The organism is Nocardiopsis sp. NPDC006198 (assembly GCF_040613895.1).
Classification (GTDB): domain Bacteria; phylum Actinomycetota; class Actinomycetes; order Streptosporangiales; family Streptosporangiaceae; genus Nocardiopsis; species Nocardiopsis tropica.
This window is the reverse complement of the sequence record NZ_JBEXSY010000007.1, coordinates 1-24,722: the sequence shown is the minus strand read 5'-3', so window position 1 is coordinate 24,722 and position 24,722 is coordinate 1. Positions and strand designations below refer to the sequence as shown.

Sequence of the window (24,722 nt, the reverse complement as noted above, 5' to 3'; positions counted from 1 at the left end):
CCCGGCGGAACTACACGCCGTCCGCGGAGGAGGACCGGGAGTCCACCAGGACCTGGATCCCGTCCAGGACGCGCTCCAGCCCGAACGCGAAGTCGTGCTCGGCCGGGTAGACGGTCCGGTGCTCCCGCCCGACGGAGCTTCCGACGCGGGAGGCCGTCGGATAGTCGCTGTCCCTGATCAGGGAGGCGAGGACCGGGCCGTGGGCGCGCCACCACTGGCCGTCGGTCATGCCCGACGCCCGCTCGGTCTCGCCGACCGCGACGGCCTGGGCGGCGGCGCCCTCCGCATAGCTGTTGACCAGGCTGACCGTGGAGTCCATCTCCCCGTCGGTCAGGCCGAGGCCGTCGACCGCGGAGAGCTCGTACTCGTACTTGGCGACGAGGTTGGGGCCCAGCAGGCGCCCCCGGGAGGCCTGGAGCATCCACGGGTGGCGCAGGAACAGGCGCCAGTTCGCGTGCGCGATGGCGCCCAGCCGGTCCCGCCAGCCGTCGGGCCGTCCGCCGTCCGCGTGCAGGCCCGCGTAGGCGGCGTCGAGCATCAGGTCGATCAGCTCGCCCCGGCCCGGGACGTAGGTGTACAGGGACATCGTGCCGACGCCGAGGCGCTCGGCGACCTTGCGCATGGACAGCGCGGCGAGCCCGTCGGCGTCGGCGAGCCCGGAGGCCACGGACACGATCCGGTCCACGCTCAGGTCGGGCTTGTTGCGCCTGCTGGTGGGCTCCTGGGTACGCCACAGCAAGGCCAGGCTGCGCGCGGGGTCGCCGCTCGTGGTGTGCTGAGTGGACATTGACCGCCCTGCTCTTCCGGTCCGGTGCCCGGTCAGTGTACGGCAGGGCGGTCACGCCGGGTGGCCGCCGGTTCCGGGCAGCCCCCGGGCCCGCGGCACGGGGGGACGGGCTCCCGGTGCGCGGTCCCCGCGAGAGCGGTCAGCCCCGGCCGAGGAAGGCGTCCCTGTGCTCCTCGGCCCACGCCGCGAACCCGCGGGCGGGCCGCCCGGTGACCTCCTCGACGGTGGGCAGGGGCCGGGTTCCCACCTCCGGGGGGTCCGCGGCCAGCCGGGCGGCGAAGCCGATGTACTCCTCGTCGTGGCCCAGGGCGCGCAGCCGCCCGGCCTCCTCCTCGGGGCTGGTCCGGACCAGCGCGATCTCCCGGCCGACCGCCCGGGAGAGCACCGCCACCCGCTCCCCGGGGGTCAGCGCCTCGGGGCCGGTGAGGGGGTAGGCGCGGCCGCCGTGTCCGTCCTCGGTGAGGGCGGTGACCGCCACCGAGGCGATGTCCGCCTCGTGCACCAGGGCGCTGGGGTGGGTGCGGACCTCCCTGACCACGCCCTCCTCCACGACGGACCCGGCCCAGTCGAGGGTGTTGGCCATGAACTCGACCGGGTGCAGGAGCGTCCAGGAGAGGGGGCTCGCGGCCAGGGCCTCCTCGACGGGACCCGGGTGGAAGTCGCACAGGACCGTCACCCGGCGGACCCCCGCCCGTTCGGCGAGCTCGACGATCCTCGGCGCCGTGTCGAGGGGCGCGTAGTCGTCCCCGCCGAACGTGATCAGGTGCAGGCCGACCACCCCCTCCAGGTGGGGGACGAGGCTGTCGGGGTCGGTGAGGTCGCCGCGCACCGCCCGCGCTCCCTCCGGGAGACGGGCGCGACCGGGATCGCGGGTGAGCGCGCGGACCGGGAGCCCGGCGCCGAGCAGCTGGTCGACGACGTGGCGGCCGACGGTTCCGGTGGCGCCCGCGACGAGGAACGTCATGGCTCTCTCCTCCAGTGGGGGGCGGCGGGGTCGTGCCCGCCTCTTTCGTATGGCGTACAGTACACCGTACGGAACAGGGTGCGGGAGAACGGCGGACCACTGGGGCGCGCGGCGGCTCAGGCGGAGGCGGCGGGGCACCCGGCCAGGTGGTCGTCGACCACCCCGACGGCCTGGAGGTAGGAGTACACGATCGTGGTGCCGACGAAGTTGAAGCCGCGCGCCTTGAGGTCCTTGCTGACACGGTCGGACAGCGGGGTGCTCACCGGGACCTGTGACGGCTCGGTGAAGCGGTTGACCACGGGCTCGCCGTCCACCCAGCCCCACAGGTAGGCGGCGAAGCTGCCGTGCTCCTCGCGCACCCGCTCGAAGGAGCGGGCGTTGCGCACCACGGAGGCCACCTTGAGCCGATTGCGGACGATGCCGGGGTCCGCGAGGAGCCGGTCGGTGTCCTCCTGGCCGTACCCCGCGATCCGGGAGCGGTCGAAGCCGTGCAGCGCGCGGCGGTAGTTCTCGCGCTTGCCGAGCACCGTGGACCAGGAGAGCCCGGCCTGGGCGCCCTCCAGCACGAGCAGCTCGAACAGGTACGCGTCGTCCCGGGACGGCCTGCCCCACTCCTCGTCGTGGTAGGCCTTCATCAGGTCCGACGCGTTCCGGGCCCAGGCGCAGCGCTGGTCCTGGTCGGGCATGGGTGCTCCTCGGTGTCGACTGCGGTCACCGCATTGTCGCGGAGACCGCCGACCGTCCGGGGCGGGGTCCTTCCCGCCCCGGGCGCGCGGGAGCTCCGCCCGCGGGGAGGCGCTCCGGGGCGTCCGGCGTCCGCGGGCGGCCCCGGAGGGAACCGGACCGGCGGGTCTATCGTGGAGCGCGGCCACGGCCTTCCCGCGGCCGTCCCCCCGGTGCGCGCGGGAGCGCGCGGGAAACGGAGTCCGAACCCCATGGACGTCATCGCCGTACCGGACGAGGCCGCCCGGCTCCTGGCCGACGTCGGGGCGCCGCCCCGCCTGGTGGCGCACGGTGACCTCGTCCACGGAGCGGCGGTCGCGCTGCTCGCCTGGCTGGCCGACCGCCACCCCGGCCTGCCGGTGGACGCCGGGGCCGTCCGCTTCGGCGTCGCCGTGCACGACATCGGCAAGACCGAGCATCCCGGGGAGCTGACCGGACCGGGGCGCCTGCACGAGGAGGCGGGGGAGCGGCTGCTGCTGTCCCGCGGCGTGCCCGCGCGTCTGGCCGGGTTCTGCGCCACCCACGGGGACTGGTCCGCCGAGGGCCGGACGCTGGAGGACCTGCTGGTCAGCCTCTCCGACAAGATCTGGAAGGGCGCTCGCGTCGAGGGGCTGGAGCTCCTCGTCACCCGACGGTTGGCGGAGGCGGCGGAGCTGCCCGCCTGGGAGGTCTTCGCGTCCCTGGACGACGTGCTCCGGGACCTGGCCGACGGCGCGGACGCCCGGCTGGCACACCAGGCCCGCCACGCGGTGGCCCCGCCCGGAACCGGGGGATAGGGCACTCCGGCGCGCTCCGCCCGCCGCCGACCGCGCCGCGGCGGTGGGGGGCGGACACCTTCGGCGGGCGTCCGCCCACCCCTTCGGCGGCCGGCCCCCGTCCGTCCCCGGGGGCGCGGGGCCCGGAGAACCGGCCGACCGGGAGGGGCGGCCGGGGCCGCCCGCCGTGCGCCTCACCCCGTGAGGAATGATCCCCGGCGCCCTTGTGTTCTCTGGACCGTAGACCGTACAGTACGCCGTACGGCAAAGGGGATCGGCTGTCGGAGAGGAGATCACCGTGGAGACGACCGGGGGCGCGGTCACCGCGCGGGGCCTAGGGAAGCGCTACGGACGGAGCTGGGCGCTGAGGGGGTTCGACCTCCATGTGCCCGTCGGCAGCGTGTGCGGGCTGCTCGGCCCCAACGGGGCGGGCAAGACCACCGCCGTGCGCGTGCTCACCACGCTGCTGCGCGCCGACGAGGGCACGGCGAGCGTCGCCGGACACGACGTGGCCGCCCACGGGGACCGGGTGCGCCGGAGCATCGGGCTGGTGGGACAGAACGCGGCCGTCGACGAGGTGTTGAGCGGGCGCCAGAACCTGGAGATGTTCGGCCGCCTCCACCACCTGGGCTCCCGGCGGGCCGCCGCGCGCGCGGACGAGCTGCTGGAGCGGTTCCGCCTGGCCGACACGGGGAGGAAGCCGGTCGGCGCCTACTCCGGCGGCATGAGGCGCCGCCTCGACCTGGCCGCGAGCATGATCCTGGCACCGCCCGTGCTGTTCCTGGACGAGCCCACCACCGGACTCGACCCGCGCAGCCGCGACGAGGTGTGGGGCGCGGTCCGCGAGCTGGTCGCGGGCGGCACGACCGTCCTGCTCACGACCCAGTACCTGGAGGAGGCGGACCGGCTCGCCGACCGGATCTCCGTGGTCTCCTCCGGCCGGGTCGTCGCCGAGGGCACCCCCGGGGAGCTCAAGTCCCGGCTCGGCGGCGACCGCCTCGACCTGGTGGTCCGCGACCCGGCGGCGCTCGCCGGGGCGGCCGGCATCGTGCGGCGGGTCGTCGGAGCGGAGCCGGACACCGACGTGGAGAACCGCCGGGTCGGCGTCGGCGTGGAGGACCGGGTCGCGGCGCTCACCGAGGTGGTGCGGGCCCTGGAGGAACAGCGGATCGGCGTGGAGGACGTCGTCCTGCGCCGCCCCACCCTGGACGAGGTGTTCCTGCACCTCACGGAGGCCGAGGAGGAGACCACACGATGAACGCGACCGCCACTCCGTCCGCTCCGTCCGCCGCAGGCTCCGCCCACGGGGAGGCCGGCGGATTCGCCGCCCGCGTCCGCTGGGCGGTCGCGGACGGGTGGACCATTACCCGGCGCGACGTCCTCCACTGGCTGCGCCGTCCCGGACAGCTCGTCGCGGGGCTGCTCTTCCCCGTCATGATGCTGCTGATGTTCGGGTTCCTGTTCGGCGGGGCGATGACCGTGCCCGGCGGCGGGGACTACCGCGAGTTCCTGATGCCCGGCATGTTCGCCATGACCATGGTCTTCGGCGTGGGCGAGACGGTCACCGCCGTCTCCCACGACATGGCGCGCGGCGTCACCGACCGCTTCCGCTCCATGCCCATGGCGCCGTCCGCCGTCGTGGTGGGGCGCTGCGCGGCCGACATGCTCAGGTCCGCGATCACGCTGGCGATCCTCCTCGGCTGCGGCCTGCTGGCGGGGTGGCAGTGGAACGGCACCGGGGGCGAGGCCGCGGCGGCGGTCGGCCTGCTCCTGCTGCTGCGCTTCTCCCTGGTGTGGCTCGGCATCTACGTGGGCCTGGCCGTCCGGGGGGAGGGGGCGGTCACGGCCGTGCACACCCTGGAGTTCCCGCTGGGGTTCCTGTCCAACGCGTTCGCGGCCACCGCGACCATGCCCCTGTGGCTGGGGACGGCCGCGGACTGGAACCCGCTGTCCTCCACCGTCACCGCCACCCGCGAGCTGTTCGGCAACCCGGGCTGGGGCGGTGAGACCTGGATCGCGCAGAACGCGCTGCTCATGGCGGTGGCGTGGCCGCTGGCCATCGTCGCGGTCTTCTTCCCGCTCTGCGTCCGGCGGTACCGCGACATGGCCGGGTAGCCGGGGCCGCGCCACGGCGGAGAGGCCCGGCGGCCGGACACGGGTCCGGCCGCCGGGGCGCCCGGTCAGCCGTACCGGGGCGCTCGCCGGTGGGCCGCGTCGTACAGGGCGAGGTACCGGCGCGCCCTCGCCTGCCTGGCACTCGCGAGGGGGATCAGGCACAGGAAGCCGATGAACACGAGGACGGTGTGCACACCGGTCGCGAGGCCGTTCAGGTCCTCCTCCAGGAGGGACCGGACGGTCCCGTAGAGACCGACCGAGACCACGAGCGCGCCGCACACGACCGACACGGTGACGACGGCGGACCGGAACGGCGGAGGCAGGAAGGCGGCTTGTGCGAGAAGCGCGTCCGACACCGCCCGTGCGACCTGGCCGGTGCGGGCGTCGGAGCCGATCAGCCCCTGCCGGACGAGGGCCTGTGCGGCGCGCAGGTCCTCCGGCGTCGTCCACGGGGGGATCCGATCCGGTGGAGGCCAATGGTTCACCATGGTGTACACCAGGGCCGACCCCATGAGCGGCGGGACGGCCACCAGGGCGAGGACGCCGACCGTGTCGGCCCAGGCCTGGACGGTCCGGGCCCAGGCCATGCCTCTGAACAGGCCGAAGGGCCCCTCCGCCTCGGCGGCGACGATCATCGTCGCGCCGTTCCCCACCATGACGGCGAGGGCCGCCCCGAACAGGACGAACCCGATGACGCGCCGCCGCCGGTACGCCCGGGCGTAGCCCCCGGCGGTCCGGGGCGGGACCCGGCCCGGCTGCGCGGACGGCGGGGGGTGCGGGGGACGGTGCACAGGGGCCTCCGGGGGCGTCTGCGGGGGAGTGCGGCCGGTCCGGAGCCGCGCGTGCCCGGGGCTCGGGAGGGGGAACGGGAGCCGTCCCCCCTGCCTCGGACGTCCGGGCGGGGACCCCGGTTCCCGGAAACCCCGACGGGACAGCGGTTCCAGGCGGGAGCGTGCGCGCCCCGGGCGGAACCGGTGTGACAGCGCGGGCAGGCCGCGATAGAACGGCACCGGCATTCCCGGCACACGTGTCCATTCCAGGCACACGGACCGCCAGGCCGACGCGCACGAATCACGAGGAGCCCGAGCCTTGACCGACAACCCGTTCTTCGCTCCCAGTGGTCTGCCCTACCAGCTGCCCGACTTCGCGAGCATCCGCGAGGAGCACTTCCTCCCGGCGTTCGAGCGGGGCATGGCCGAACACCTGGCCGAGGTCGACGCGATCGCGAACGATCCCGAGCCCCCGACCTTCGACAACACGCTCGCGGCCCTGGAACGGTCCGGCAGGACCCTCCGCCGCGTCGAGGCCGTGTTCCGCACCCTGGCCGGCTCGGACGCGACCGACGGCATCAGGGAGATCGAGAAGGAGATCGCCCCGAGGGCCGCCAACCACCGGGACGCGATCTCCCTCCACCGCGCCCTGTGGCGGCGGATCGAGCAGGTCACCGCCTCGGGGCCGGAGGAGACCCGCCTCCTGAAGCGGTACAGGACCGACTTCACCGCCGCGGGGGCCGACCTCGCGGAGGAGCAGCAGGCCGGGCTGCGGCAGCTCAACGAGGAGCTCGCCGGCCTCGCCACGGAGTTCGCGCAGAACGTGCTCCGCGCCTCCTCGGAGTCCGCGCTCGTCGTACACGACCCCGCACTGCTCGACGGTCTGGACGAGGCCCAGATCAGGGCGGTCGAGAAGGACGGGGAGTACGTGCTCCCCCTGCTCAACTTCACCGTGCAGCCCGCGCTCGCCCAGCTCACCGACCGCGCCACCCGCGAGCGGCTGTACACCCTCAGCACGGAGCGCGCCCCGGAGAACCTCGGTCTCGCCGCGCGGATCGCCGCGCTGCGGGCCGAGCGGGCCGACCTCCTCGGCCACCCCGACCACGCCTCCCTCAAGGTCTCCGACCAGACGGCGAGGACCGTCGGGGCGGTCGAGGAACGGCTCGGTCAGCTGGTCGGACCCGCCGTCCGCAACGCCGGGAAGGAGGCCGAGGCGCTCGCCGAGCACGCCGGGCACCCCGTCGAACCGTGGGACCGGCCCTTCTACGCCGAGAAGGTCCGACTGGCGCGCCACGACTTCGACAAGGGCGCCCTGCGGCCCTACTTCGAGCTGGACCGGGTCTACCGGGACGGGGTCCTCCACGCCGCCACCCTCCTCTACGGCGTCACCTTCGCCGAGCGCACGGACCTGCGCGGCTACCACCCCGACGTGCGCGTGTGGGAGGTGTTCGAGGAGGACGGGACCGGGCTCGGGCTGTTCCTGCTCGACCCCTACGCCCGCCCCACCAAGCGCGGCGGGGCCTGGATGCACAACCTGGTCGACCAGTCGTTCCTCCTGGACGAACGGCCCGTGGTGGTCAACAACCTCAACATCACCAAGCCCGCGTCCGGGCCGACGCTGCTCACCCTCGACGAGGTCCGCACGGCCTTCCACGAGTTCGGCCACACCCTGCACGGCCTGTTCTCGGCGGTGCGCTTCCCCCGCTTCTCGGGCACCGGCGTCCCCCGCGACTTCGTCGAGTTCCCCTCCCAGGCCAACGAGATGTGGGCGCACCGGCCGGAGGTCCTCGCCAACTACGCCAGGCACCACGAGACCGGCGAACCCGTGCCCGCCGAGCTCGTCGAGAGGATGGCCGCGGCCACGCGGTTCAACCAGGGCTTCGCGACCGTCGAGTACCTCGCGGCGGCGCTGCTCGACTGGTCCTGGCACCGCATCGGCGCCGGAGAGGCCGTGGACCCGGCCGCCTTCGAGGAGCGGGCCCTGGAGGCCTGGGGCCTCGGCCTGGCGCAGGTGCGCCCCCGCTACCGCACCGCCTACTTCATGCACGTGTTCTCCAACGACTACAGCGCCGGCTACTACTCGTACGTGTGGAGCGAGGTCCTCGCCGCGGAGGCCGTGGAGTGGTTCACCGCCAACGGCGGCCCCACCCGGGAGAAGGGTGAGCGCTTCCGGGAGCGGGTGCTCTCGGTCGGCGGGAGCACCGACCCGATGGAGGCCTTCCGCGGCTTCCTCGGCCGCGAGCCGCGGATGGAGCCCCTGCTGCGCCGCCGCGGCCTGGAGTAGGCGGAGGGGACCGGGACCCCGCCGCGGGGGCCGGAGGCGCCGGGCCGGGGGCTCAGGACGCCGACGGCCCCGGCGGCTCCGGCCGGTCCGGAGGGCCTGCCGAGGGCAGGCGCACCGTGAAGACGGTGCCCTCGCCCCGCACGCTCTCCACCGAGACCGATCCGCCGTGCAGCTCCACCAGACCGCGCACGATGGCCAGCCCCAGGCCGCTGCCGCCGGTGCGCCTGTTGCGCGACTTGTCCGCGCGCCAGAACCGGTCGAACACGTGCGGGAGGTCCTCCCGTGCGATGCCGACCCCCGTGTCCTCCACCTCCACGACGACGTCGCCGCCGGAGCCGTCCCGGAGCGGCCCGCCCGCCGGGCCCGCCGCCCCGTCCGCGCGCCGCACCCGGACGGCGACCGTCCCGGGGGCCGGGGTGTGCCGCAGCGCGTTGCCCACCAGGTTCCCGACCATCTGGCGCAGCCGGGTCCGGTCGACCACGGCCACCGCGTCCTCCACCTCCACGACCAGCCGCAGCCCCGCCGTCTCCGCCCGCAGGCGCTGGCCGTCCACCACCTGCGCCGCCAGGGCGCCCACGTCGACCGGCTCCGGGGACAGCCGCAGCTTCCCCGCGTCCGCCAGCGCCAGGTCCTGGAGGTCGTCGATGATGTCCTGGAGCAGGAGCGTCTCGCCGACCAGCATCCCCATGCGCTCCCGGTCCAGGTCCGCGACCCCGTCCTGGGCGGCCTCCAGCCAGCCCCGCAGGTTGCTCAGCGGTGTCCGCAGCTCGTGGGAGACGTCGCTGACCATCGCCTTGCGCTGGTCCTCCAACCGCGCCAGGTGCTCCGACATCTCGTTGAACGCGGCCGCGAGCTGCCCGATCTCCCCCGAGTCGCTCACCTCGACCCGCGCCGTCCCCTGCCCGGCGCGCATGCGCCGCACGGCGTCGGTCAGCGCGCGGACCGGGCGGACGAGGCGGGTCGACACGGCCACGCTCACCACCACCGTCAGCACCAGTACCAGCAGCACCACCCCGGCGACGCGCAGGAGGCCCTCGCGGGACAGGGACAGGCCGGTCTCCGGTTCCTCCGACGGGTCGTCGATGAACAGCAGCGCGGCGGGGGCCACGTAGGGATCGAGCTGTTCGCGGACACCGGAGTCGAGGCAGGCCGAGGTGCGCGCGTCGAACCTCGGGGGCGCGGGAGGGGACGGCTCCTCGGACGGCGGCGAGGCCACGGGGTCGGGGGCCGGGGAAGGCGCCGGGGCCTCCTGGCCCGGGGCGATCGGCGCCTCCGGGAGCCCGGGCGGAGCCGGCTCCTCCACGGGCGCCTCGACCGATCCGCCGTCGGAGGGCTCCTCGCTCGGAACGGCGGGCACGCCCGGGTCGGTCCCGGAGTCCCCGGGCCGCTCCTCCACCGGTTCCCGGGGGGCGCGCGCCTCGTCCGCCGCCGGCGGGGCCCCGTCCCCCACGGGCTCGGCCACCGGGACCCCGGCGGCGCCGTCCATGCGGAACTCCGCCCCGGGCAGCCCGCCCTCCCCGAGGTCGAGGCAGGAGGCGACCAGGCGGTTCAACTCCGCCAGGGCCTCCCGCTCGCTCCCGGTCGGCTCGTCCAGCGCGTCGAGCCCGCAGTCGGCCCACACGGCGTCGTCCACCGGGTCCCCGGTCACGGCGGGCCGACCGCTCGGGCCGGCCTCCACCTCCGCGGCCAGCCCGTACACCCCGCTCAGGCAGGCCGCGCCCGACTCCGCGACCTCCAGCAGCCGGGACCGGTCCTCCCGGGGCAGGGCGAACGGTCCCACCGCGCGCGGGTCGATGCGCCCCGCGAGGTCGGACGCCAGCGTGACGTCCACCGCCAGCGGGTCGATCACCGAGGACGTGCGGTGGGGGAGCGGCCGGTCACCGCCCGCCGAGTCCGCCAGCAGGCCGTGGCTCTCGGTCGTCAGGGCGATCCGCCGCCCCGTCTCGTCCGCCAGCTCCTCCACCGTCGACCCCACCCCGTCCCACGCGGGGTGGGTGGCCGCGTACGCGACGAGGGTGTCGTGGATGCGGGTGTCCACCGCCAGGGTCTCGCCCTGCTGGACGCTGATCGACTCCGACGTCCCCTGCACCGCCAGCCAGGCCGTCGCGGTGATCGAGCAGACCGCCACCAGCACCGAACTGGCCAGGAGGCGCGCCAGCAGGCTGTGCCGCAGGGCTCCCCCGGCCCGGGGACGCGCCCGGCGGCCGCGGGCCCGCGGGGCGCCCCTATCCCGGCGACGTGCCATCGCCGGCCCCGACGAGCTTGTAGCCGACGCCGTAGACCGTGACCAGCCGCACCGGCTTGCGGGGGTTCGGCTCCAGCTTCTTCCTCAGGTTCTTCACGTGGACGTCGATCGTGCGCTCGGTGATGAACCGGCTCATGCCGTGGATGTACTCCAGCAGCTGGGCCCGGGTGAGGACCCGCCCCGGCCGGGCGGCCAGCGCGGCGAGCAGCTGGAACTCGGCCGGCGTGCACTCCACCGGCTCGCCGTCCACCCGCACGGCGTGCCGTGACGGGTCCACCGCGACCGGGCCCGCGCGCAGCACCCGGTCCGGACCGTCGGGGTCCCGCCGCGACCGGCGCAGCAGCGTGCGCACCCGCGCCATCAGCTCACGCGGGCTGTAGGGCTTGGTCACGTAGTCGTCCGCGCCCAGGTCCAGGCCGGTCAGCAGGTCCTCCTCGGTGGAGCGCGCGGTGAGCATCAGCACCGCGACGTCCGACTCCGCGCGGAGCGTGCGGCACGCCTCGAGGCCGCTCATGACCGGCATCATCACGTCCAGGACGACCAGGTCGGGCCGCTCGCGGTGGTGCTCCTCGACCGCGGCGCGCCCGTCGTGCACCACGCGGACGAAGTGGCCCTCGTGCTCCAGGTAGCGACGGATCAGGTCGGCCTGGTTCACGTCGTCCTCCGCGACCAGCACATGCGCGCACACGGCGACCTCCGCTCGGCTCGGTTGGCGGCCGGTCCCGGGGCCGGCCGCGGCTCGATCGTACGTGTCCCCCACCGGCCCCGGACCAGCGGTTCCGGGCCGCCCCAGGTCACCACACAGGAGACACACGACGGGCACACGGGTTCTTCACATCCGTCCGCGATTCTTCGATCCCGTCCGGCAGGGAAACGGTCCGCCGGACGCCTCCCCGAACGAAGCCGGACGGATTCCATGCGTCGATCCACGCCGCCCCGACGAACCACCGGGGCCCTGCCGTCACTCGCGGCCGCCGCGGCCCTGGCCGCTCTCACGGCCTGCTCGTCCGCACCCGCGTCCGAGGACGCACCCGGGACCGGGGAACCGGCCGCCGGGGCGAGCGGGGACGCCGGCGCCGAGGCGGTCGAGATCGCCACGGTCGTCGGCGGGGAGGTCGACGTCCACGCCGAGAAGGAGGACGCGGAGGCGTCGCAGACCCTCACGAGCCCCAACGACTTCGGGGTGGACCGCACGTTCCTCGTCGAACGGAACGAGGGCGAGTGGCTGGAGGTGCTCCTCCCGGTCCGGCCCAACGGTTCCACGGGCTGGATCAGGAGCGACGAGGTGGAGCTGTCCACCACCGCGTTCCGCGTCGAGATCGACACGGAGGCCTTCGAGTTCACCGTCCACGACGGAGAGGAGGAGGTGCGCGCCGGGGTGATCGGCACGGGGGCGAACGAGACCCCCACCCCGCCCGGCCGCTACTACTTCACCGAGCTGCTCCGCCCCCCGGACCCGGACGGCGACTACGGCGTCTACGCCTTCGGGCTGAGCGGCTTCTCCGAGACGCTGGAGACCTTCGCGGGCGGCCCCGGCCAGCTCGCGGTGCACGGCACCGACGACGAGGACGCCCTGGGACGCCAGGTCAGCCACGGGTGCATCCGGGTCTCCAACGACGACATCACGTGGATGGCGGAGAACCTGCCGATCGGCACGCCGGTCGAGATCTCCGGCTGACCCCGGCCCCGGACCGCCGCGCGGGGCGGTACCCCGCACACACCGAACGACCAGAAGGACCCACCATGCGTCTGAAGACCAGCCTGTTCGCCGCCGGCATCGCGGCGTTCGCCCTGTTCGGCGCCGCCCCGGCGTTCGCCGCCGACGAGCCGTCCGACCAGCCCGCCCCGGGCGACTGCTGGGCGGCTCCCGCCCCGGCCGCTCCCGCCGAGGGCGTGGTCGCCCCCGAGGAGGGCGGGGCCGGCGTGCCGGAGGAGTGCGTTGAGCCCGAGCCCGCCCCCTCCGAGGCGCCGAGCCCGGGCGAGGGGGTTCCCGCCGAGCCGGCCCCCGCCCCGGACCCGGTCGCGCCCGAGGCCGCCCCCGCGCCCCCGGTCGAGCAGGACCCGAACTACACCGGCTGACCCCGTCGGGGCCGCGGGGCACGAGCCCCGCGGCCCCGGTGGAACACCGTGGCGGGGCCCTCGCGCGGCGGCCCCGCCACGGGAGCGGCGGACCGGGGTGCGCCTTCCGCTCCGCCGCTCCACCCGCGCGCGGCGTGTCCCCGTGCCGCGATCCGGGCCCTCGTTTTGCGCAACAGTCCGTGGTGTCTGTAGTCTTGTCACAGCCAGGAGGATTCGCCTAGTCAGGTCTATGGCGCCGCACTGCTAATGCGGTTAGGTGGCAACGCCTTCCGGGGTTCAAATCCCCGATCCTCCGCAGATCACGAGGGGTCCCGCGCTTCGGCGCGGGGCCCCTCTTGCGTGGCTGGTTGCAGTCCTGGTTGCAGTTGCACGCCGTGGCATGCGGTCCCACCCCGTCTCAGGGGTTCAGCCGAACGGTGGAGACGGCCCACACCGCGCCCACGCTGCTCCGGCTCCACGCCGGGGCGCCCACGCCGTCCCCCGGGCGCCGCTCCTCGGCCCCGGGGAGCCGCTCCCCCGCCCCCGCCCCCCGGCCGCCTCATGCCAGGAGCGCGACCGACCCCCGCTCCACCAGGCGCACGGGCAGCCGCACGGCGGTGCCGGGGCCCTCCACGAGCAGGTCCATGATCTGCTCCCCCAGGGCCTCGCGCTCCACGGCGATCGTGGTCAGGCCCGGGTCCAGCAGGGCGGAGGTGGGCAGGTCGTCGTGGCCCACGACGCTGACGTCCCGGCCCACGCGCAGGCCCCGGGAGCGGGCGGCGTCGTAGACGGCGGCGCTCAGGTGGTCGGAGTTGACGACGAGGGCGCGGTGACCCGGACGCGCCATCATCTCCGACGACCTGCGGGCCACCGCCTCGTGGTCCAGCGGGCCGCGCACCACGTCTCCGGCCATCCCGTGCTCCGCGCAGCGGCGCAGGAAGGACTCCTCGCGCCCCCAGTCGGCGGCCAGGGCCTCGGGCGCCGTCAGCAGCGCGGCCTCGCGGTGCCCGCGCTCCGCCAGGTGCGCCACGGCCAGGGAGACGGCGGCGTCGTCGTCGGGGCCGACCGTGGACAGGCGGCTCGCGGTCCCCTCGCGGTCGGGCTCCGGTGTGCAGTTGAAGGCCACCACCGGGATATGGGTGTGGCGGTCCATCCACTCCAGGAGGCGGCCGCGCCGGCCGATGGGGGCGATGGCGATCCCGGCGACCGCCTCGGCGGCGAGCCTGCGCAGCGCGGCGCCCTCCCGCTCCTGGTCGTAGTCCGAGCTCATGATCAGCAGGAGCGCCCCCTTGCGGTGCGCGACGGTCTCCATGCCGCGCAGCACGTCCAGGAAGAAGGGGTTGCGCATGTTCCGGATCACCACGCCGTAGGCGGAGCGCCGTCCGGTGCGCAGCGCCCGGGCCCGGCCGTCGGGCTGGTAGTCCAGTTCCGCGGCGACGCGGCGGACCCGCTCCGCGGTCGCCGGGGCCACGCGGCCGGTGCCGTTGAGGGCGAAGCTGGCCTGGGCGACCGAGACGCCCGCCCCGGCCGCGACGTCCCGCAGGGTCGCGCGCTTGGTCGGTTCGGGCATGGCACTCCTCGGGGACGGCGGCCGTGGACTCGAAAAGTACCGTGTGCCCGCAGGGACCGGAACCGGCGCGGGCCTGGTGGCGCCGAGCGCTGTTCCTCGGGAGTTCAAGCCGTGGACACCGTTTGCGTCATGGCAGGTCACAGTGCTGATTAATCGTTTAATCACACGATCCGGAACAGCGGTGTCCGACGGGCGCCGCGCCGACCACGGAGATCCCCATGACCCTCGCCCACGGCCGCGGCGTCCCGAGTGCGGCCGCGATCACCGCCGTCCTCGCCCTGACCGCCTGCGGCAACGCCGACCTCCCCCCGGCCTCGGCCACCGGCGACGGCGGCACCGTCATCACCTACAACTCTCCCGCCGAGTGGGGGAACTACGGCGAGGTCCTGGCCGCCTTCACCGAGGAGACCGGGATCCAGGCCCCCAACGACCCGAAGAACTCCGGACAGGCCCTGGCCGCGCTCCAGGCGGAGAAGGGGGCGCCCGTCGCCGACGTCGCCTACACCGGGATCGCCTTCGCCGGACAGCTCGTGGAGGCCGGCGTCCTCCAGGCCCACGTGCCGGAGGGGGCGGAGGAGGTCCCCGAGGACCTGCGCGACCCCGACGGGAACTGGACGGCCGTCCACACCGGCACGATCGCCTTCATCGTCAACGAGGACCACCTGGACGGCGCGCCCGTGCCGGAAGGCTGGGAGGACCTCCTCGACCCCGCCTACGAGGGCAAGGTCGGCTACCTCGACCCCACCCAGGCGGCCGTGGGCTACTCCGCCGCGACGGCGGTCAACCACGCGCTCGGCGGCGACCTGTCCGACTGGGGGCCGGGCCTGGACTACCTGGCCGAGCTGAAGGACAACGGCGCCTCCACCTCGGCCCAGACCGCCACCGCCAAGGTCGCCCAGGGCGAGATCCCCATCCTCATCGACACCGACTTCAACGGCTACAAGCTCCGGGACGAGGGCGCGAACGTCAGCGTCGTCATCCCCGAGGAGGGGTCGCTGCAGATCCCCTACATCGTCGGCCTGGTCGAGGGCGCCCCCAACGCCGAGAACGGCAGGGAGCTCCTGGACTTCTACTTCTCCGAGCGGGGCCAGGGCCTCTTCGCGGACGGGTACATGCGCCCGGTGGTCGGCGGGATGCCGGAGGAGCTCGCGGACAAGGTCCTGCCCGAGGCCGACTACGAGCGCGCGATCACCATCGACTACCTCGAACAGGGCGAGCGGCAGCAGGAGTTCATCGACATGTACCAGAGCGAGGTCGGCTTCTAGTGGCCCCCGGCACCGCGCGCGTGCGCCTGCGCACGCCGCCCCCGTGGACCGCCGCGCTCCCGGCCCTCGCGGTCATCGGCCTGTTCAGCGCCTACCCGGTCGCGGTGCTGGTGGGCAACTCCCTCGGCCTGGGCAGCGCCCCGGCCGACGGGGGACCCACCCTGGAGCACTACGCCGACGCCCTGGCCTCGGCGTCCGTCCGCGAGTCCCTGGCCGCGTCGGCGCTGGTCGCCGGGGTGGCCGTCCTGGCCACGCTCGTGATCGCCGTCCCCGTCGTGCTGCACCAGGCACGGCAGGACCGCGCCTGGAGGGGAGGCGCCTCCACCGACGCCCTGCTCACCCTGCCGATCGCCCTCCCCGGCATCATCATCGGGTTCTTCGCGATCGTGCTCAACGGCAGGACCGGGCTGCTCGCACCGCTGTGGGAGGGGTTCGCCGGCCTGGCCTACACCCTGCCCGGCCTCCTAGTCGCCTACGTCTACTTCTCGCTGCCCCGCGTCCTGGGGCCGCTGCGCGCCGCCGCGGCAGGGCTGCCGCACTCGCTCACCGAGAGCGCCCGCACCCTGGGCGCCTCCAAGGCGCGTGTACTGGCCACGGTCACCCTGCCCCTGCTGCTTCCCGCGCTCATCGAGACCGGGGGCACCGCGGCGGCGATCGCCCTGGGCGGGTACGGCACGGTCGCCACGCTCTCCGAGGGCATCCGCCTGCTCCCGCTCGACGTGGCCAACGCACTGACCACCGGCTACCGTCTGGCCGCCTCCTCCACCCTGGCGGTGCTGCTGGCGGCCATGGCCGTCGCGGCGCTGGTCCTCGGACGCGGCCTGGGACGCCTGGTCGGTCGGGCGGTGGCCTCGTGAACCGCGCCGTCACCCGGGCCGTCTGCGCCTTCGTCCTCATCCCGATCCTGGCGACCCTGGTGGTCGCCACCAGCGTCGACTTCTCGCAGGGGCCCTGGGGCGGAGGGTTCACGCTCGACTGGTTCGCCCACGCCTGGCCCCCGCTCGCCCCCGTCATCGTCCGCAGCCTCGCCGTGGCGGCGCTGGTGGTGGCGGTCAACCTCGTCCTCGCCGGACCCCTGGCCTGGTGGGTGGCCCGCCACCCCTCGCCGCTGACCCGGCTGACGGGATACCTCGTCAACGTCCCCCTGGCCGTGCCGGGCATCGCGCTGAGCGTCGCCCTGGTGAGCGCCTACGCGGCACTGCGCCCCAGCGGGCTGCTGCTGGTCATGGGACACGTGGTGTTCACGCTGCCCTTCACCCTGGCCGCCCTGGTCCCCGCGCTGGCGGACGAGGAACTGCGCCTCCACGAAGGGGTGGCGCGCAGCCTGGGGGCCGGTTCGGCCAGGGTCCTGGCCACGGTCACCGTTCCCGGCTGCCTCACCGCCCTCACCCAGGCGGTGACGATGGTGTTCGCCCTCTCCTTCGGCGAGTTCAACATCTCCTTCTTCGTCAACCCGCCCGCCACGCCCACCGTGCCGTTCGCCCTGTTCGACTCCTACTCCACACAGAGGCTCGAACCCGCGTCCGCGCAGTCGATCATCTTCATCGCCTTCGTCGCCCCGGTGCTGACGGCCATCGTGCTGGCCCGGCGGCGCGCCCTGAGGAGCACTCCGTGACCGATCCCCGTGAACCCGAGACCGGGGCGCCCGGTCTCACCGTGTCCGACCTGACCATCCGCTACGGCGACACCGAGGCCGTGCGCGGGGTGTCCGTGCAGGTGCGGCCCGACGAGACCGTGGCCGTCGTCGGCCCCTCCGGCTGCGGCAAGAGCAGCACCCTGCGCGCGGTGGCGGGGCTCACCCCGGTCGCGGGGGGAGCCATCGGCCTGGGCGGGCGCGACATCACGCACCTGGACCCGGCCCGCCGGGGCGTGGGCCTGGTCCCGCAGGACTACGCGGTGTTCCCGCACATGAGCGTGGCGGGCAACATCGCCTACGGCCTGCGCGCCCGACGGCTCCCGGCGGACCGCAGGCGCCGACGGGTCGCCGAGATGCTGGAGCTGACCCGGCTCACCGAGCTGGCGGGACGCCGGCCCGGCCAGCTGTCCGGCGGCCAGCGCCAGCGCGTGGCGCTGGCCCGGGCCCTGGCCGTCGAACCGGACGTCCTCCTCCTGGACGAGCCCCTGGCGGCCCTGGACCCCCAGCTGCGGGGCGGCCTGCGCAGGGAGCTGTCCGCCATGCTCTCCTCCTCGGGGTGCGCCACGCTGATCGTCACGCACGACCAGCGCGAGGCCCTCTCCCTGGGGACGCGGATCGCCCTGATGCGCGAGGGGACCCTGGTGCAGTTCGGGACCCCCCGAGAACTCTGGGAGGACCCCGCCGACGCCTTCGTCGCGGACTTCCTGGCCGGCGCGGTCCTGCTGGAGGCGGAGCGCTCCCCGGACGGTGCCGCGGTGCTCGACGGGCGGTGGAGGATCCCGGCGGAGGACCTGGGGACGGGACCGACCGGCCACGGCCGCACACGCCTCCTCCTGCGCGACGACAGCCTCACCGTCACCGACCGCGACGACGGGGCCGCGGTGACCGCGCGAGTGGTGCACGCCGAGTTCGTCGGCGACGCCGTCCGCCTCACGGTCGACGCGCACGGCCACGTGTTCGGGGTCCGGGTCCCGCCCGACGCCCGGATCGGCCGCTCCGTGTCGCTGGCGGTCGTCCCCGGCCGCGCCACCCTGCTCGTCCCCGCCCCCTGAGACCGCCAGGCCACCGTACGAAGGAGCAACCGTGCTCGAACTCGAAATCCTCGGATCCAACGCCACGGCGCCCACGGCGGAGGGCCCCGCCTCCTGCTACCTGCTGCACACCGGCGACGGCGTCCTGCTGGTCGACGCCGGGCCGGGGTCCCTGCTGGCCTACTGCTCGCGCTACGGGCTCGACCGGTTGCGCGGGATCGTGGTGACGCACCTGCACGCCGACCACAGCCTGGACCTCATGGCCTGGGCCTACCGGTGGACCTTCCCCGAGGTCCTGCCGCGCATCCCCCTGTACTACCCGGCGGGGGAGGCCCCGCGCCTGGCCGCCTTCGACGCGGTCTTCGGCATCCCGACGCTGCCCACGATGAACAGCCCGATCGCCCAGTCCTTCGAGCCCCGGGAGATGGCCATGGACGGGACGACCCGCTACGAGGCGGCCGGGACGTCCTTCCGCTCCTTCCGGGCCCACCACAGCGTCCCCTCGGCCGCGCTCCGCTTCGAGGACCCCGACGGCAGGGTGGTCTCCTTCTCCTCCGACACGGGGTACTGCGAGGCCGTCGTGCGCGCGGCCGGGGGCGCCGACCTGTTCGTGTGCGAGGCGACCTACCTGGAGGCCGACGACCAGGCACTGAACGGTCATGGCCACCTCACCGCCGCGATGGCCGGGGAGCTGGCCGCCGAGGCCGGAGCCGGGCACCTGGTCCTCACCCACTTCGCCGACCCCGGCATGTGGGAGGAGGGCAGGAGGCACGCGGCCCGCGGTTTCACCGGAGAGGTGAGCGTGGCCAGGCCCGGCAGCCGCTTCTGAGGGGGCCGGCCCGCCCCGGCCCCCGCCCGCCCCCGACGATCGTCGGGGGCGGCCCCCGTCGGTCGGCACTGTCGGCGCGACACCGCGCCTTCCTAGCGTGGGACCCCGAAGGTCCGACGAGGGAAGGCGCCATGAACAGGCAGACCATCACAGTGGACGACACCGCTCTCGAAGCGGTCGACCTCGTCAAGAGGTTCGGCGGGGGCGAGACGGCGGTGACCGCGGTGGCCGGGGTGAGCCTCGGTTTCTCCCGAGGCGAGTTCGTCGCCGTCATGGGGCCCTCCGGCTCCGGAAAATCCACCCTCATGAACCTGCTGGCCGGGTTGGACACGCCCACCTCGGGGAGGGTGCTGGTCGAGGGGACGGACCTCGCCGGCCTCGACGACCGGCGGCTGACCCGGCTCCGGCGCGAGCGCATCGGTTTCGTCTTCCAGGCGTTCAACCTGCTGCCGGCCCTGACGGCGGAGCAGAACATCCTGCTCCCGCTCAAGCTCTCCGGCCGCACCCCGGACCGGGCGTTCTTCGACGAGATCGTGGGCTCCCTGCGCATCCGGGACCGGCTCGGGCACCGCCCCTCCGAGATGTCGGGAGGCCAGCAGCAGCGCGTCGCGATCGCCCGAGCCCTGCTGACCGAGCCCGCGGTGGTCTTCGCGGACGAGCCGACCGGCGCCCTCGACGTCTCCACCGGCCACGAACTCCTCGGCCGGCTGCGCGAGGCGGGCACCCGGCTCGGACAGACGATCGTCATGGTCACCCACGACCCGGTCGCCGCCACCTACGCCGACCGGGTGCTGCTGCTGTCCGACGGTGCCCTCCACGGCACCATCGAACGACCGACCACCACCGAGGTACTGGCCGCCATGGCCCGGGCGGAGGGCTGATGCCCGGCTACGCCTGGGCGCAGATCGCCGCCCACCCCGCCCGGCTCGCCTCGGTCCTGTCGGCGATCGTGCTCGGCACGCTGTTCCTGGCGGCCACCGCCGTGTTCGCCGCGACCTCGTCCGCCGGCCTGCGCATCGTCGCCGCGGCCCCGCTGTCGGCTGCCGACGTGATCGTGGACCGCGATCCGGAGGCGGCCGATCCCGGTGCCGGATGGCCCGAGCAGGTGGCCGAGCACCCCGACGTCACGGCCACGGCCCCCCTCCACGCGGGCACCGTCCAGCTCGTCACGGACGAGATCCGCGCCACCGCCAACCTCTACAGCATCTCCGACCGGGACGAACTCCGGTGGTTCGAGCTGGCGGAGGGGGAGTGGCCCGCGAACGCCGCCGAGATGGTGGCCGACGCACCGACCCTCGACTCCGCGGGGCTCGCGGTGGGCGACACCGTGAGCCTCCTCGGAGGCGACGGGGAAACGACCGACATGACCGTCGTCGGCGCGGCCGACATCGGATTCCGGCCGCTGACCGGGGTCCAGTACCAGTTCTACACGTCGGAGGGCTTCTTCGCCGGGGAGAGCCCGCTGAGCGTCACGGCCGACATCGCCGACGGGACTTCTCCGGAGGCGGTGGTCGAGAGCATGGGAGCCGACCTGCCCGACGATCTCCACCCGATGACGGCGGAGGAACAGTCCCGGCTGGCGGCGGACCGGTTCGCGGGCGGCGCCCAGCAGCTGGAACTCATCCTGCTCGTGTTCGCCCTCATCGCCCTGCTCGCGGCCGCCCTGGTCATCGCCAACACGTTCACCATCCTGCTCTCCCAGCGGCGCCGCGACACCGCGCTCCTCAGGCTGGTGGGCGCGGAGAGGTCCCAGGTGCGCAACCTGGTTCTCGCCGAGGCGCTGATCATCGGTTCCATCGGTTCGGCGATCGGTGTGGCCGCGGGCGTGGGCGCGGGGTACGCGGGCGCTTCGCTGATGGAACTGACCGGGGGCGGCCTGCACGTCGGTGTTCCGGCCCTGGCCGGGGCGTTCCTGACGGGTGTGGCCACCACCGTGTGCGCCGCGTGGTTCCCCGCCCGCAAGGCCGCCGGGACCGCACCGGTCGAGGCACTGCGTTCGGCTCCGCTCCAGAACGGGGTCCGCTTCCGGCCCGTCCACGCGGTGGGGCTCGCCGCGGCCGTCACCGGTGCGGCGGTGATGGTGTTCGGCATGCTCGCCGAGAACCTGCCCGTGTCCATCGCAGGCGGTTCCGTGGGCGCCGTCGGCCTGCTCATGGCCCTGCGCTACGCGATCTCCCGTCTCGTCGGAGGGGCCGACCGCCTGCTGCGTCTTCGGGGAGGTATCGCCGAGCTGGCGGGGGCCAACCTCCGGCGCAACACGGGCAGGGCGGCCACGGCCACCCTCACCCTGGTGCTCGGGCTCGGGCTGATCGCGGCCCTGGCCACGGCCGCGAGCACAGGGCGGGCCACCATCGACGGTGATCTGGACGACCGGTTCCCCGTGGACGTGAGCGCGCGGGCGGACACCGGCTCGGTGCCCGCGGCGACCGTGGACATGGTCCGCGACATCGGCGACCTGGTGCTGGTGGAGACGCCGCGCACCGAACAGGTGACCGTCGAGGGTCTGGGCGAGACCACCCTGGTGGGGGTCTCCCCCGAGCTGGCGCGGGCCGTCGGGGCCGAGGACCTGGCCTCGGACGGCACCGGAGCCCCGGCCATGCTGGTGTCCGAGGACCAGCTGAACGCGCTCGGCGCCGCGCAGGGGGAGACCGTCGACCTGTCCGTCGACGGCGAGGCGCACCGCTTCACGCTGTACGCGTCCGAGCTCGCCACCTCCTCCGGGGCCGCGAGCCCCGTGGTGCGGGAGGAGGCCCTGGACGCGGTCGCCCCGGGTGACGAGCGGGGCATGGTCTGGGGCACGGCCGCCGCCGGGGCCGACTACGACGCCCTCGCCGAGCAGATGAGCCGGGTGGCCGGGGCGGACCCCGCGATCACGCTGAGCGGAGCCCTCGCTGAACGGACCGGCCTCACCGACGTCCTCGACGTCCTCGTCAACCTGTCGCTGGCGATGCTCCTGGTCACGGTGGTCATCTCCAGCCTCGGAGTGGCGAACACCCTGAGCCTGTCCGTCCTGGAGAGGACGCGGGAACTGGCCCTGTTGCGGGCGCTGGGACTGACCAGAGGGGGGCTGAGGAGCACACTCGCGGTGGAGGCTGCGGTCATCGCCGTCCTGGGCGCACTGCTGGGGCTCGTGATCGGCATTCCCTACGGGTTGGTCGGGGTGAACGCGGTCGTCGGGGGGACCGCACCCCTCGTCGTCGCTGTTCCCTGGGCGGAGCTGGCACTCGTCCTCGTGTCCGCCCTGGTCATCGCGGCGGCGGCCACCGTGCTCCCCTCCCGGCGGGCGGCGCGGATAGCCCCGGCCGAGGGGCTGGGCGCCGACTGACCGGCGCCGGGGTCCGCCCCGCGGGGCGGACCCCGGCGGGCCCCTCAGCCGCCGTCCGGAAGGGGCCCGGGGGCGTTCCCGGCGTGGTCGACCAGGCCCGCCTCGTGCGCCAGTACCGCCGCCTCCACGCGGTTGCGGACCCCCAGGCGCTTGAGGATCGTGCTGACGTGGCCCTTCACCGTGCCCTCCACGAGGAAGAGCCTGCGACCGATCTCCAGGTTGGACAGCCCCGCGCCGAGCAGGGCCAGGACCTCGCGCTCGCGTCGGGTCAGGCCGCTCACCCGCCCGCCGGCCGCGAGGCGCTCCGCGGCCCGGCCGCGGTCCAGCTCGTCCAGGACCCGCCGTGCCACCCGCGGGGAGAGGAACGCGCCGCCCTCGGCCACGGCCCTGACCCCCAGGATCAGCTCACGGGGGTCGCCCGTCTTGAGGAGGAACCCGTCGGCGCCTCCGGCGAGGGCCCGGACCACGTACTCCTCCTCGCCGAAGGTGGTCAGGATGACCACGCCCGTTCCCGGTGCGACGCGCCGCATCTCGGCCGCCGCGTCCAGCCCGTCCATCACCGGCATGCGGATGTCGACCAGGGCGACGTCGGGGCGGTACGCACGTGCCATCTCGACGCCCTCCCGGCCGTCGGCGGCCTCCGCCACCACCTCGATCCCCGGGTCGTTGGCGAGGATCGAACGCACACCGGCGCGGATCATCGCCTCGTCGTCCACCAGCAGCACTCGCACCATGGCCGGCGTCACCCTCCTCACCACGTCACCACCTCGGCCGACACCAGGGTTTCGGCGTCGAAGCACAGCCGGTACCGATCGTGGTCACCGTCGAAGATCTGCGGGCTCGACCGGTAGAGGGAGCACTCCAGTCCCGGCCGCATCCCGTTCTCCTCCCCGCCTGTGGAGGCCGCGTCCAGCCGGTTCTCGGGCAGGACGGCCTCCACCTCGGCCCGGTCCTGGCCCGGGCGCAACTGCTCGAAGACCTCGGGTTCCAGTGTGGCGGTCGCGGCCTGGTGCGCGTTGAGGGCGAGGGCCAGCCCGTATCCCAGGAGAGCCGCTGTCATGGCGAGGCCCACGATCAGGCCTATCGCCCACCCGGTACGGCGGCGGGCAAGGCGGTGGGTGCTCAGGCTCGACGGTTCCGCGTGCTCGTCCCGTGCCGCCGCGCCCCCGGGGTGCGGCCGCCCCCGTACGGGCATACGCGCCGACACGGCCCAGCCCGGTCCCTCGGGCCCCGCACCGAACGTCCCGCCGACCAGCCTGACACGTTCGCGAAGACTCTCGAGCCCGGTTCCGCCACTCACCCCGTGGGCTCGCGGGTATCCCTTCCCGGGCGCGGATCCGAGGACCCGGACCACGACCTCGTCGGCCCCCGTCTCGACAGTGACCCGCACGGCCGCGCCCGGAGCGTGCCGGGCGGCGTTGGTCAGGGACTCCTGGACCACCCGGTACACGGCCCGGTCCACGAGCACGGGCAGCGCACGCGTGTCGCCCTCCTGGCTCAGAACCACCTCCATCCCGGACGCCCTGGAGCGTTCCACCAGGGCGGTGAGGGTGTCGTCCGCCGGACCCAGAGGCGCGGTCTCGCCATCGACTCTCAGCACACCGAGCGCTTCCGCCAGCCGGTCGGCCGCACGTGCCGCCGCCTCGCGCAGCTCGGCGGCCTCGGAACGCCGCCGCTCGGACAGGTCCTCCGCCATCTCCAGGGCGCCGGCGCGCAGCGACAGCAGGCTGAGCTCGTGGCCCACGGCGTCGTGGAGGTCGCCGGCGATGCGGGAGCGCTCGCGCATGCGGACCCGTTCGGCGACGAGTCTCGCCTCGCTCTCCAGGAACCGCGCCCGATCCCACCCCGCCTCCTCCAGGGCTGCGGCGTTGCGCAGGTACAGGCCCACCAACCAGGGGAGGGGCACGGCGAACAGCACCAGGACGCTCCCGGTGATCCACAGTCCCAAGGGCTGACCGGACAACAGCAGCCATCCGGCGCCTCCCGCCGCGCCGGTCGCGTACACGGCGACAGCAGGGCGCGGATCCGAGGACAGGCGCCCGGTGAGCAGGGCGGGCAGCGGGACGAGGAGAAAGAGGAGGGGCCACACAAGAGCCGGCAGAGCCACGAGGACCGAGCACGCCAGGGCGGCGTGTCCGGGCGGGATCGCTGCCGGGGAGGTTCTCATATCTCGGAAGGTAACGTCCGGCGCCGGTCCCGTCATCTGACGAAAGTCGGGTACGCGCGGTGCGGGGCCGACCGCGGCCCCGGGGCCGGGCTCTCGGGGGCGGGGAGGGGAAAGCGGCGCCGCGGTGGGGCGCCGTCCGTGTCCGGGGCGCCCGGCCCGCCCCCCCGGGGCCGCGGGGTGCGGGGGAAAACCGGCTCG

22 protein-coding genes and 1 tRNA gene are annotated in these 24,722 nt (G+C 74.6%); 14 read left to right on the top strand and 9 right to left on the bottom strand.

What is annotated here, in order from left to right:
- Positions 1-10: 10 nt before the first annotated feature.
- The 3 genes from ABZ234_RS06975 to ABZ234_RS06965 form a co-directional block, all read right to left on the bottom strand.
- Positions 11-787 carry a TetR/AcrR family transcriptional regulator gene (locus ABZ234_RS06975; protein WP_267947196.1) on the bottom strand — a complete coding sequence of 259 codons (777 nt, stop codon included), beginning with the start codon at positions 785-787 and terminating at the stop codon, positions 11-13.
- 139 nt (positions 788-926) lie between these two features.
- On the bottom strand, positions 927-1,751 hold the full coding sequence (locus ABZ234_RS06970; protein ID WP_355011352.1) for an NAD(P)H-binding protein: 825 nt from the start codon (positions 1,749-1,751) through the stop codon (positions 927-929).
- 116 nt (positions 1,752-1,867) lie between these two features.
- Positions 1,868-2,437, bottom strand: coding sequence for a DNA-3-methyladenine glycosylase I (locus tag ABZ234_RS06965; protein ID WP_344181001.1), 570 nt, complete (start codon positions 2,435-2,437; stop codon positions 1,868-1,870).
- Positions 2,438-2,686: 249 nt separating this feature from the next.
- Between ABZ234_RS06965 and ABZ234_RS06960 the strand changes: the two genes are divergently transcribed.
- The 3 genes from ABZ234_RS06960 (at position 2,687) to ABZ234_RS06950 (ending at position 5,344) form a co-directional block, all read left to right on the top strand.
- Positions 2,687-3,250, top strand: a complete 564-nt coding sequence (locus ABZ234_RS06960) for an HD domain-containing protein (protein WP_355011351.1) — start codon at positions 2,687-2,689, stop codon at positions 3,248-3,250.
- 277 nt (positions 3,251-3,527) lie between these two features.
- On the top strand, positions 3,528-4,487 hold the full coding sequence (locus tag ABZ234_RS06955; protein ID WP_267947192.1) for an ATP-binding cassette domain-containing protein: 960 nt from the start codon (positions 3,528-3,530) through the stop codon (positions 4,485-4,487).
- Positions 4,484-5,344, top strand: a complete 861-nt coding sequence (locus tag ABZ234_RS06950) for an ABC transporter permease (protein WP_355011350.1) — start codon at positions 4,484-4,486, stop codon at positions 5,342-5,344. Before ABZ234_RS06955 ends, ABZ234_RS06950 begins: the two co-directional genes overlap by 4 nt.
- 65 nt (positions 5,345-5,409) lie before the next feature.
- Here the strand turns inward: ABZ234_RS06950 and ABZ234_RS06945 are convergent, their stop codons facing one another.
- Positions 5,410-6,135 (bottom strand): hypothetical protein, encoded by a 726-nt coding sequence (locus tag ABZ234_RS06945; RefSeq protein ID WP_355011349.1) that lies wholly within the window; start codon positions 6,133-6,135, stop codon positions 5,410-5,412.
- A 298-nt stretch (positions 6,136-6,433) separates the two neighbouring features.
- On the opposite strand from ABZ234_RS06945, the gene ABZ234_RS06940 reads away from it, so the two are divergent.
- The gene (locus tag ABZ234_RS06940) at positions 6,434-8,398 is read left to right on the top strand and encodes a M3 family metallopeptidase (RefSeq protein WP_355011348.1); all 1,965 of its coding nucleotides are present in this window, start codon (positions 6,434-6,436) and stop codon (positions 8,396-8,398) included.
- 52 nt (positions 8,399-8,450) lie between these two features.
- Here ABZ234_RS06940 and ABZ234_RS06935 read toward each other — a convergent pair whose 3' ends face one another.
- Together ABZ234_RS06935 and ABZ234_RS06930 are read right to left on the bottom strand one after the other, a co-directional pair.
- On the bottom strand, positions 8,451-10,643 hold the full coding sequence (locus tag ABZ234_RS06935; protein ID WP_355011347.1) for an ATP-binding protein: 2,193 nt from the start codon (positions 10,641-10,643) through the stop codon (positions 8,451-8,453).
- On the bottom strand, positions 10,624-11,331 hold the full coding sequence (locus ABZ234_RS06930; protein ID WP_267947187.1) for a response regulator transcription factor: 708 nt from the start codon (positions 11,329-11,331) through the stop codon (positions 10,624-10,626). The genes ABZ234_RS06935 and ABZ234_RS06930 overlap by 20 nt, the downstream gene beginning before the upstream one ends.
- 228 nt (positions 11,332-11,559) lie before the next feature.
- On the opposite strand from ABZ234_RS06930, the gene ABZ234_RS06925 reads away from it, so the two are divergent.
- The 3 genes from ABZ234_RS06925 (at position 11,560) to ABZ234_RS06915 (ending at position 13,017) form a co-directional block, all read left to right on the top strand.
- On the top strand, positions 11,560-12,321 hold the full coding sequence (locus tag ABZ234_RS06925; protein WP_267947186.1) for a L,D-transpeptidase: 762 nt from the start codon (positions 11,560-11,562) through the stop codon (positions 12,319-12,321).
- 65 nt (positions 12,322-12,386) lie between these two features.
- Positions 12,387-12,722, top strand: a complete 336-nt coding sequence (locus ABZ234_RS06920; protein WP_355011346.1) for a hypothetical protein — start codon at positions 12,387-12,389, stop codon at positions 12,720-12,722.
- A 206-nt stretch (positions 12,723-12,928) separates the two neighbouring features.
- Positions 12,929-13,017 (top strand) — tRNA-Ser (locus ABZ234_RS06915).
- Positions 13,018-13,260: 243 nt separating this feature from the next.
- Here the strand turns inward: ABZ234_RS06915 and ABZ234_RS06910 are convergent.
- On the bottom strand, positions 13,261-14,271 hold the full coding sequence (locus ABZ234_RS06910; protein ID WP_355011345.1) for a LacI family DNA-binding transcriptional regulator: 1,011 nt from the start codon (positions 14,269-14,271) through the stop codon (positions 13,261-13,263).
- 218 nt (positions 14,272-14,489) lie between these two features.
- Between ABZ234_RS06910 and ABZ234_RS06905 the strand changes: the two genes are divergently transcribed.
- The 7 genes from ABZ234_RS06905 to ABZ234_RS06875 all read left to right on the top strand — a co-directional run bounded on the left by ABZ234_RS06905 (position 14,490) and on the right by ABZ234_RS06875 (position 22,357).
- Positions 14,490-15,536: an ABC transporter substrate-binding protein gene (locus tag ABZ234_RS06905; RefSeq protein ID WP_355011344.1), complete on the top strand. Its 1,047-nt coding sequence runs from the start codon at positions 14,490-14,492 to the stop codon at positions 15,534-15,536.
- On the top strand, positions 15,536-16,393 hold the full coding sequence (locus tag ABZ234_RS06900; RefSeq protein ID WP_355011343.1) for an ABC transporter permease subunit: 858 nt from the start codon (positions 15,536-15,538) through the stop codon (positions 16,391-16,393). Before ABZ234_RS06905 ends, ABZ234_RS06900 begins: the two co-directional genes overlap by 1 nt.
- Positions 16,390-17,151, top strand: a complete 762-nt coding sequence (locus ABZ234_RS06895; protein WP_344181021.1) for an ABC transporter permease — start codon at positions 16,390-16,392, stop codon at positions 17,149-17,151. The genes ABZ234_RS06900 and ABZ234_RS06895 overlap by 4 nt, the downstream gene beginning before the upstream one ends.
- Positions 17,148-18,224: an ABC transporter ATP-binding protein gene (locus tag ABZ234_RS06890; RefSeq protein ID WP_355011342.1), complete on the top strand. Its 1,077-nt coding sequence runs from the start codon at positions 17,148-17,150 to the stop codon at positions 18,222-18,224. Before ABZ234_RS06895 ends, ABZ234_RS06890 begins: the two co-directional genes overlap by 4 nt.
- A 31-nt stretch (positions 18,225-18,255) precedes the next feature.
- A complete protein-coding gene (locus tag ABZ234_RS06885) occupies positions 18,256-19,032 on the top strand; it encodes an MBL fold metallo-hydrolase (protein WP_355011341.1) in 777 nt (258 codons plus the stop codon).
- A 131-nt stretch (positions 19,033-19,163) separates the two neighbouring features.
- Entirely contained in the window at positions 19,164-19,913 is a 750-nt protein-coding gene (locus ABZ234_RS06880; protein WP_355011340.1) for an ABC transporter ATP-binding protein, read from the top strand.
- Positions 19,913-22,357: an FtsX-like permease family protein gene (locus tag ABZ234_RS06875; protein WP_355011339.1), complete on the top strand. Its 2,445-nt coding sequence runs from the start codon at positions 19,913-19,915 to the stop codon at positions 22,355-22,357. Before ABZ234_RS06880 ends, ABZ234_RS06875 begins: the two co-directional genes overlap by 1 nt.
- A gap of 44 nt (positions 22,358-22,401) precedes the next feature.
- Here the strand turns inward: ABZ234_RS06875 and ABZ234_RS06870 are convergent, their stop codons facing one another.
- Together ABZ234_RS06870 and ABZ234_RS06865 are read right to left on the bottom strand one after the other, a co-directional pair.
- Positions 22,402-23,091: a response regulator transcription factor gene (locus tag ABZ234_RS06870; RefSeq protein WP_355011338.1), complete on the bottom strand. Its 690-nt coding sequence runs from the start codon at positions 23,089-23,091 to the stop codon at positions 22,402-22,404.
- Positions 23,092-23,108: 17 nt separating this feature from the next.
- On the bottom strand, positions 23,109-24,524 hold the full coding sequence (locus tag ABZ234_RS06865; RefSeq protein ID WP_355011337.1) for a histidine kinase: 1,416 nt from the start codon (positions 24,522-24,524) through the stop codon (positions 23,109-23,111).
- Positions 24,525-24,722: the final 198 nt, after the last annotated feature.

Coding starts and splice junctions, on each gene's coding strand:
- ABZ234_RS06975 (WP_267947196.1), bottom strand. CDS start 787: ATGTCCACTCAGCACACCACGAGCGGCGACCCCGCGCGCAGCCTGGCC.
- ABZ234_RS06950 (WP_355011350.1), top strand. CDS start 4,484: ATGAACGCGACCGCCACTCCGTCCGCTCCGTCCGCCGCAGGCTCCGCC.
- ABZ234_RS06865 (WP_355011337.1), bottom strand. CDS start 24,524: ATGAGAACCTCCCCGGCAGCGATCCCGCCCGGACACGCCGCCCTGGCG.
- ABZ234_RS06875 (WP_355011339.1), top strand. CDS start 19,913: ATGCCCGGCTACGCCTGGGCGCAGATCGCCGCCCACCCCGCCCGGCTC.
- ABZ234_RS06880 (WP_355011340.1), top strand. CDS start 19,164: ATGAACAGGCAGACCATCACAGTGGACGACACCGCTCTCGAAGCGGTC.
- ABZ234_RS06970 (WP_355011352.1), bottom strand. CDS start 1,751: ATGACGTTCCTCGTCGCGGGCGCCACCGGAACCGTCGGCCGCCACGTC.
- ABZ234_RS06925 (WP_267947186.1), top strand. CDS start 11,560: ATGCGTCGATCCACGCCGCCCCGACGAACCACCGGGGCCCTGCCGTCA.
- ABZ234_RS06870 (WP_355011338.1), bottom strand. CDS start 23,091: ATGGTGCGAGTGCTGCTGGTGGACGACGAGGCGATGATCCGCGCCGGT.
- ABZ234_RS06935 (WP_355011347.1), bottom strand. CDS start 10,643: ATGGCACGTCGCCGGGATAGGGGCGCCCCGCGGGCCCGCGGCCGCCGG.
- ABZ234_RS06910 (WP_355011345.1), bottom strand. CDS start 14,271: ATGCCCGAACCGACCAAGCGCGCGACCCTGCGGGACGTCGCGGCCGGG.
- ABZ234_RS06920 (WP_355011346.1), top strand. CDS start 12,387: ATGCGTCTGAAGACCAGCCTGTTCGCCGCCGGCATCGCGGCGTTCGCC.
- ABZ234_RS06905 (WP_355011344.1), top strand. CDS start 14,490: ATGACCCTCGCCCACGGCCGCGGCGTCCCGAGTGCGGCCGCGATCACC.
- ABZ234_RS06960 (WP_355011351.1), top strand. CDS start 2,687: ATGGACGTCATCGCCGTACCGGACGAGGCCGCCCGGCTCCTGGCCGAC.
- ABZ234_RS06965 (WP_344181001.1), bottom strand. CDS start 2,437: ATGCCCGACCAGGACCAGCGCTGCGCCTGGGCCCGGAACGCGTCGGAC.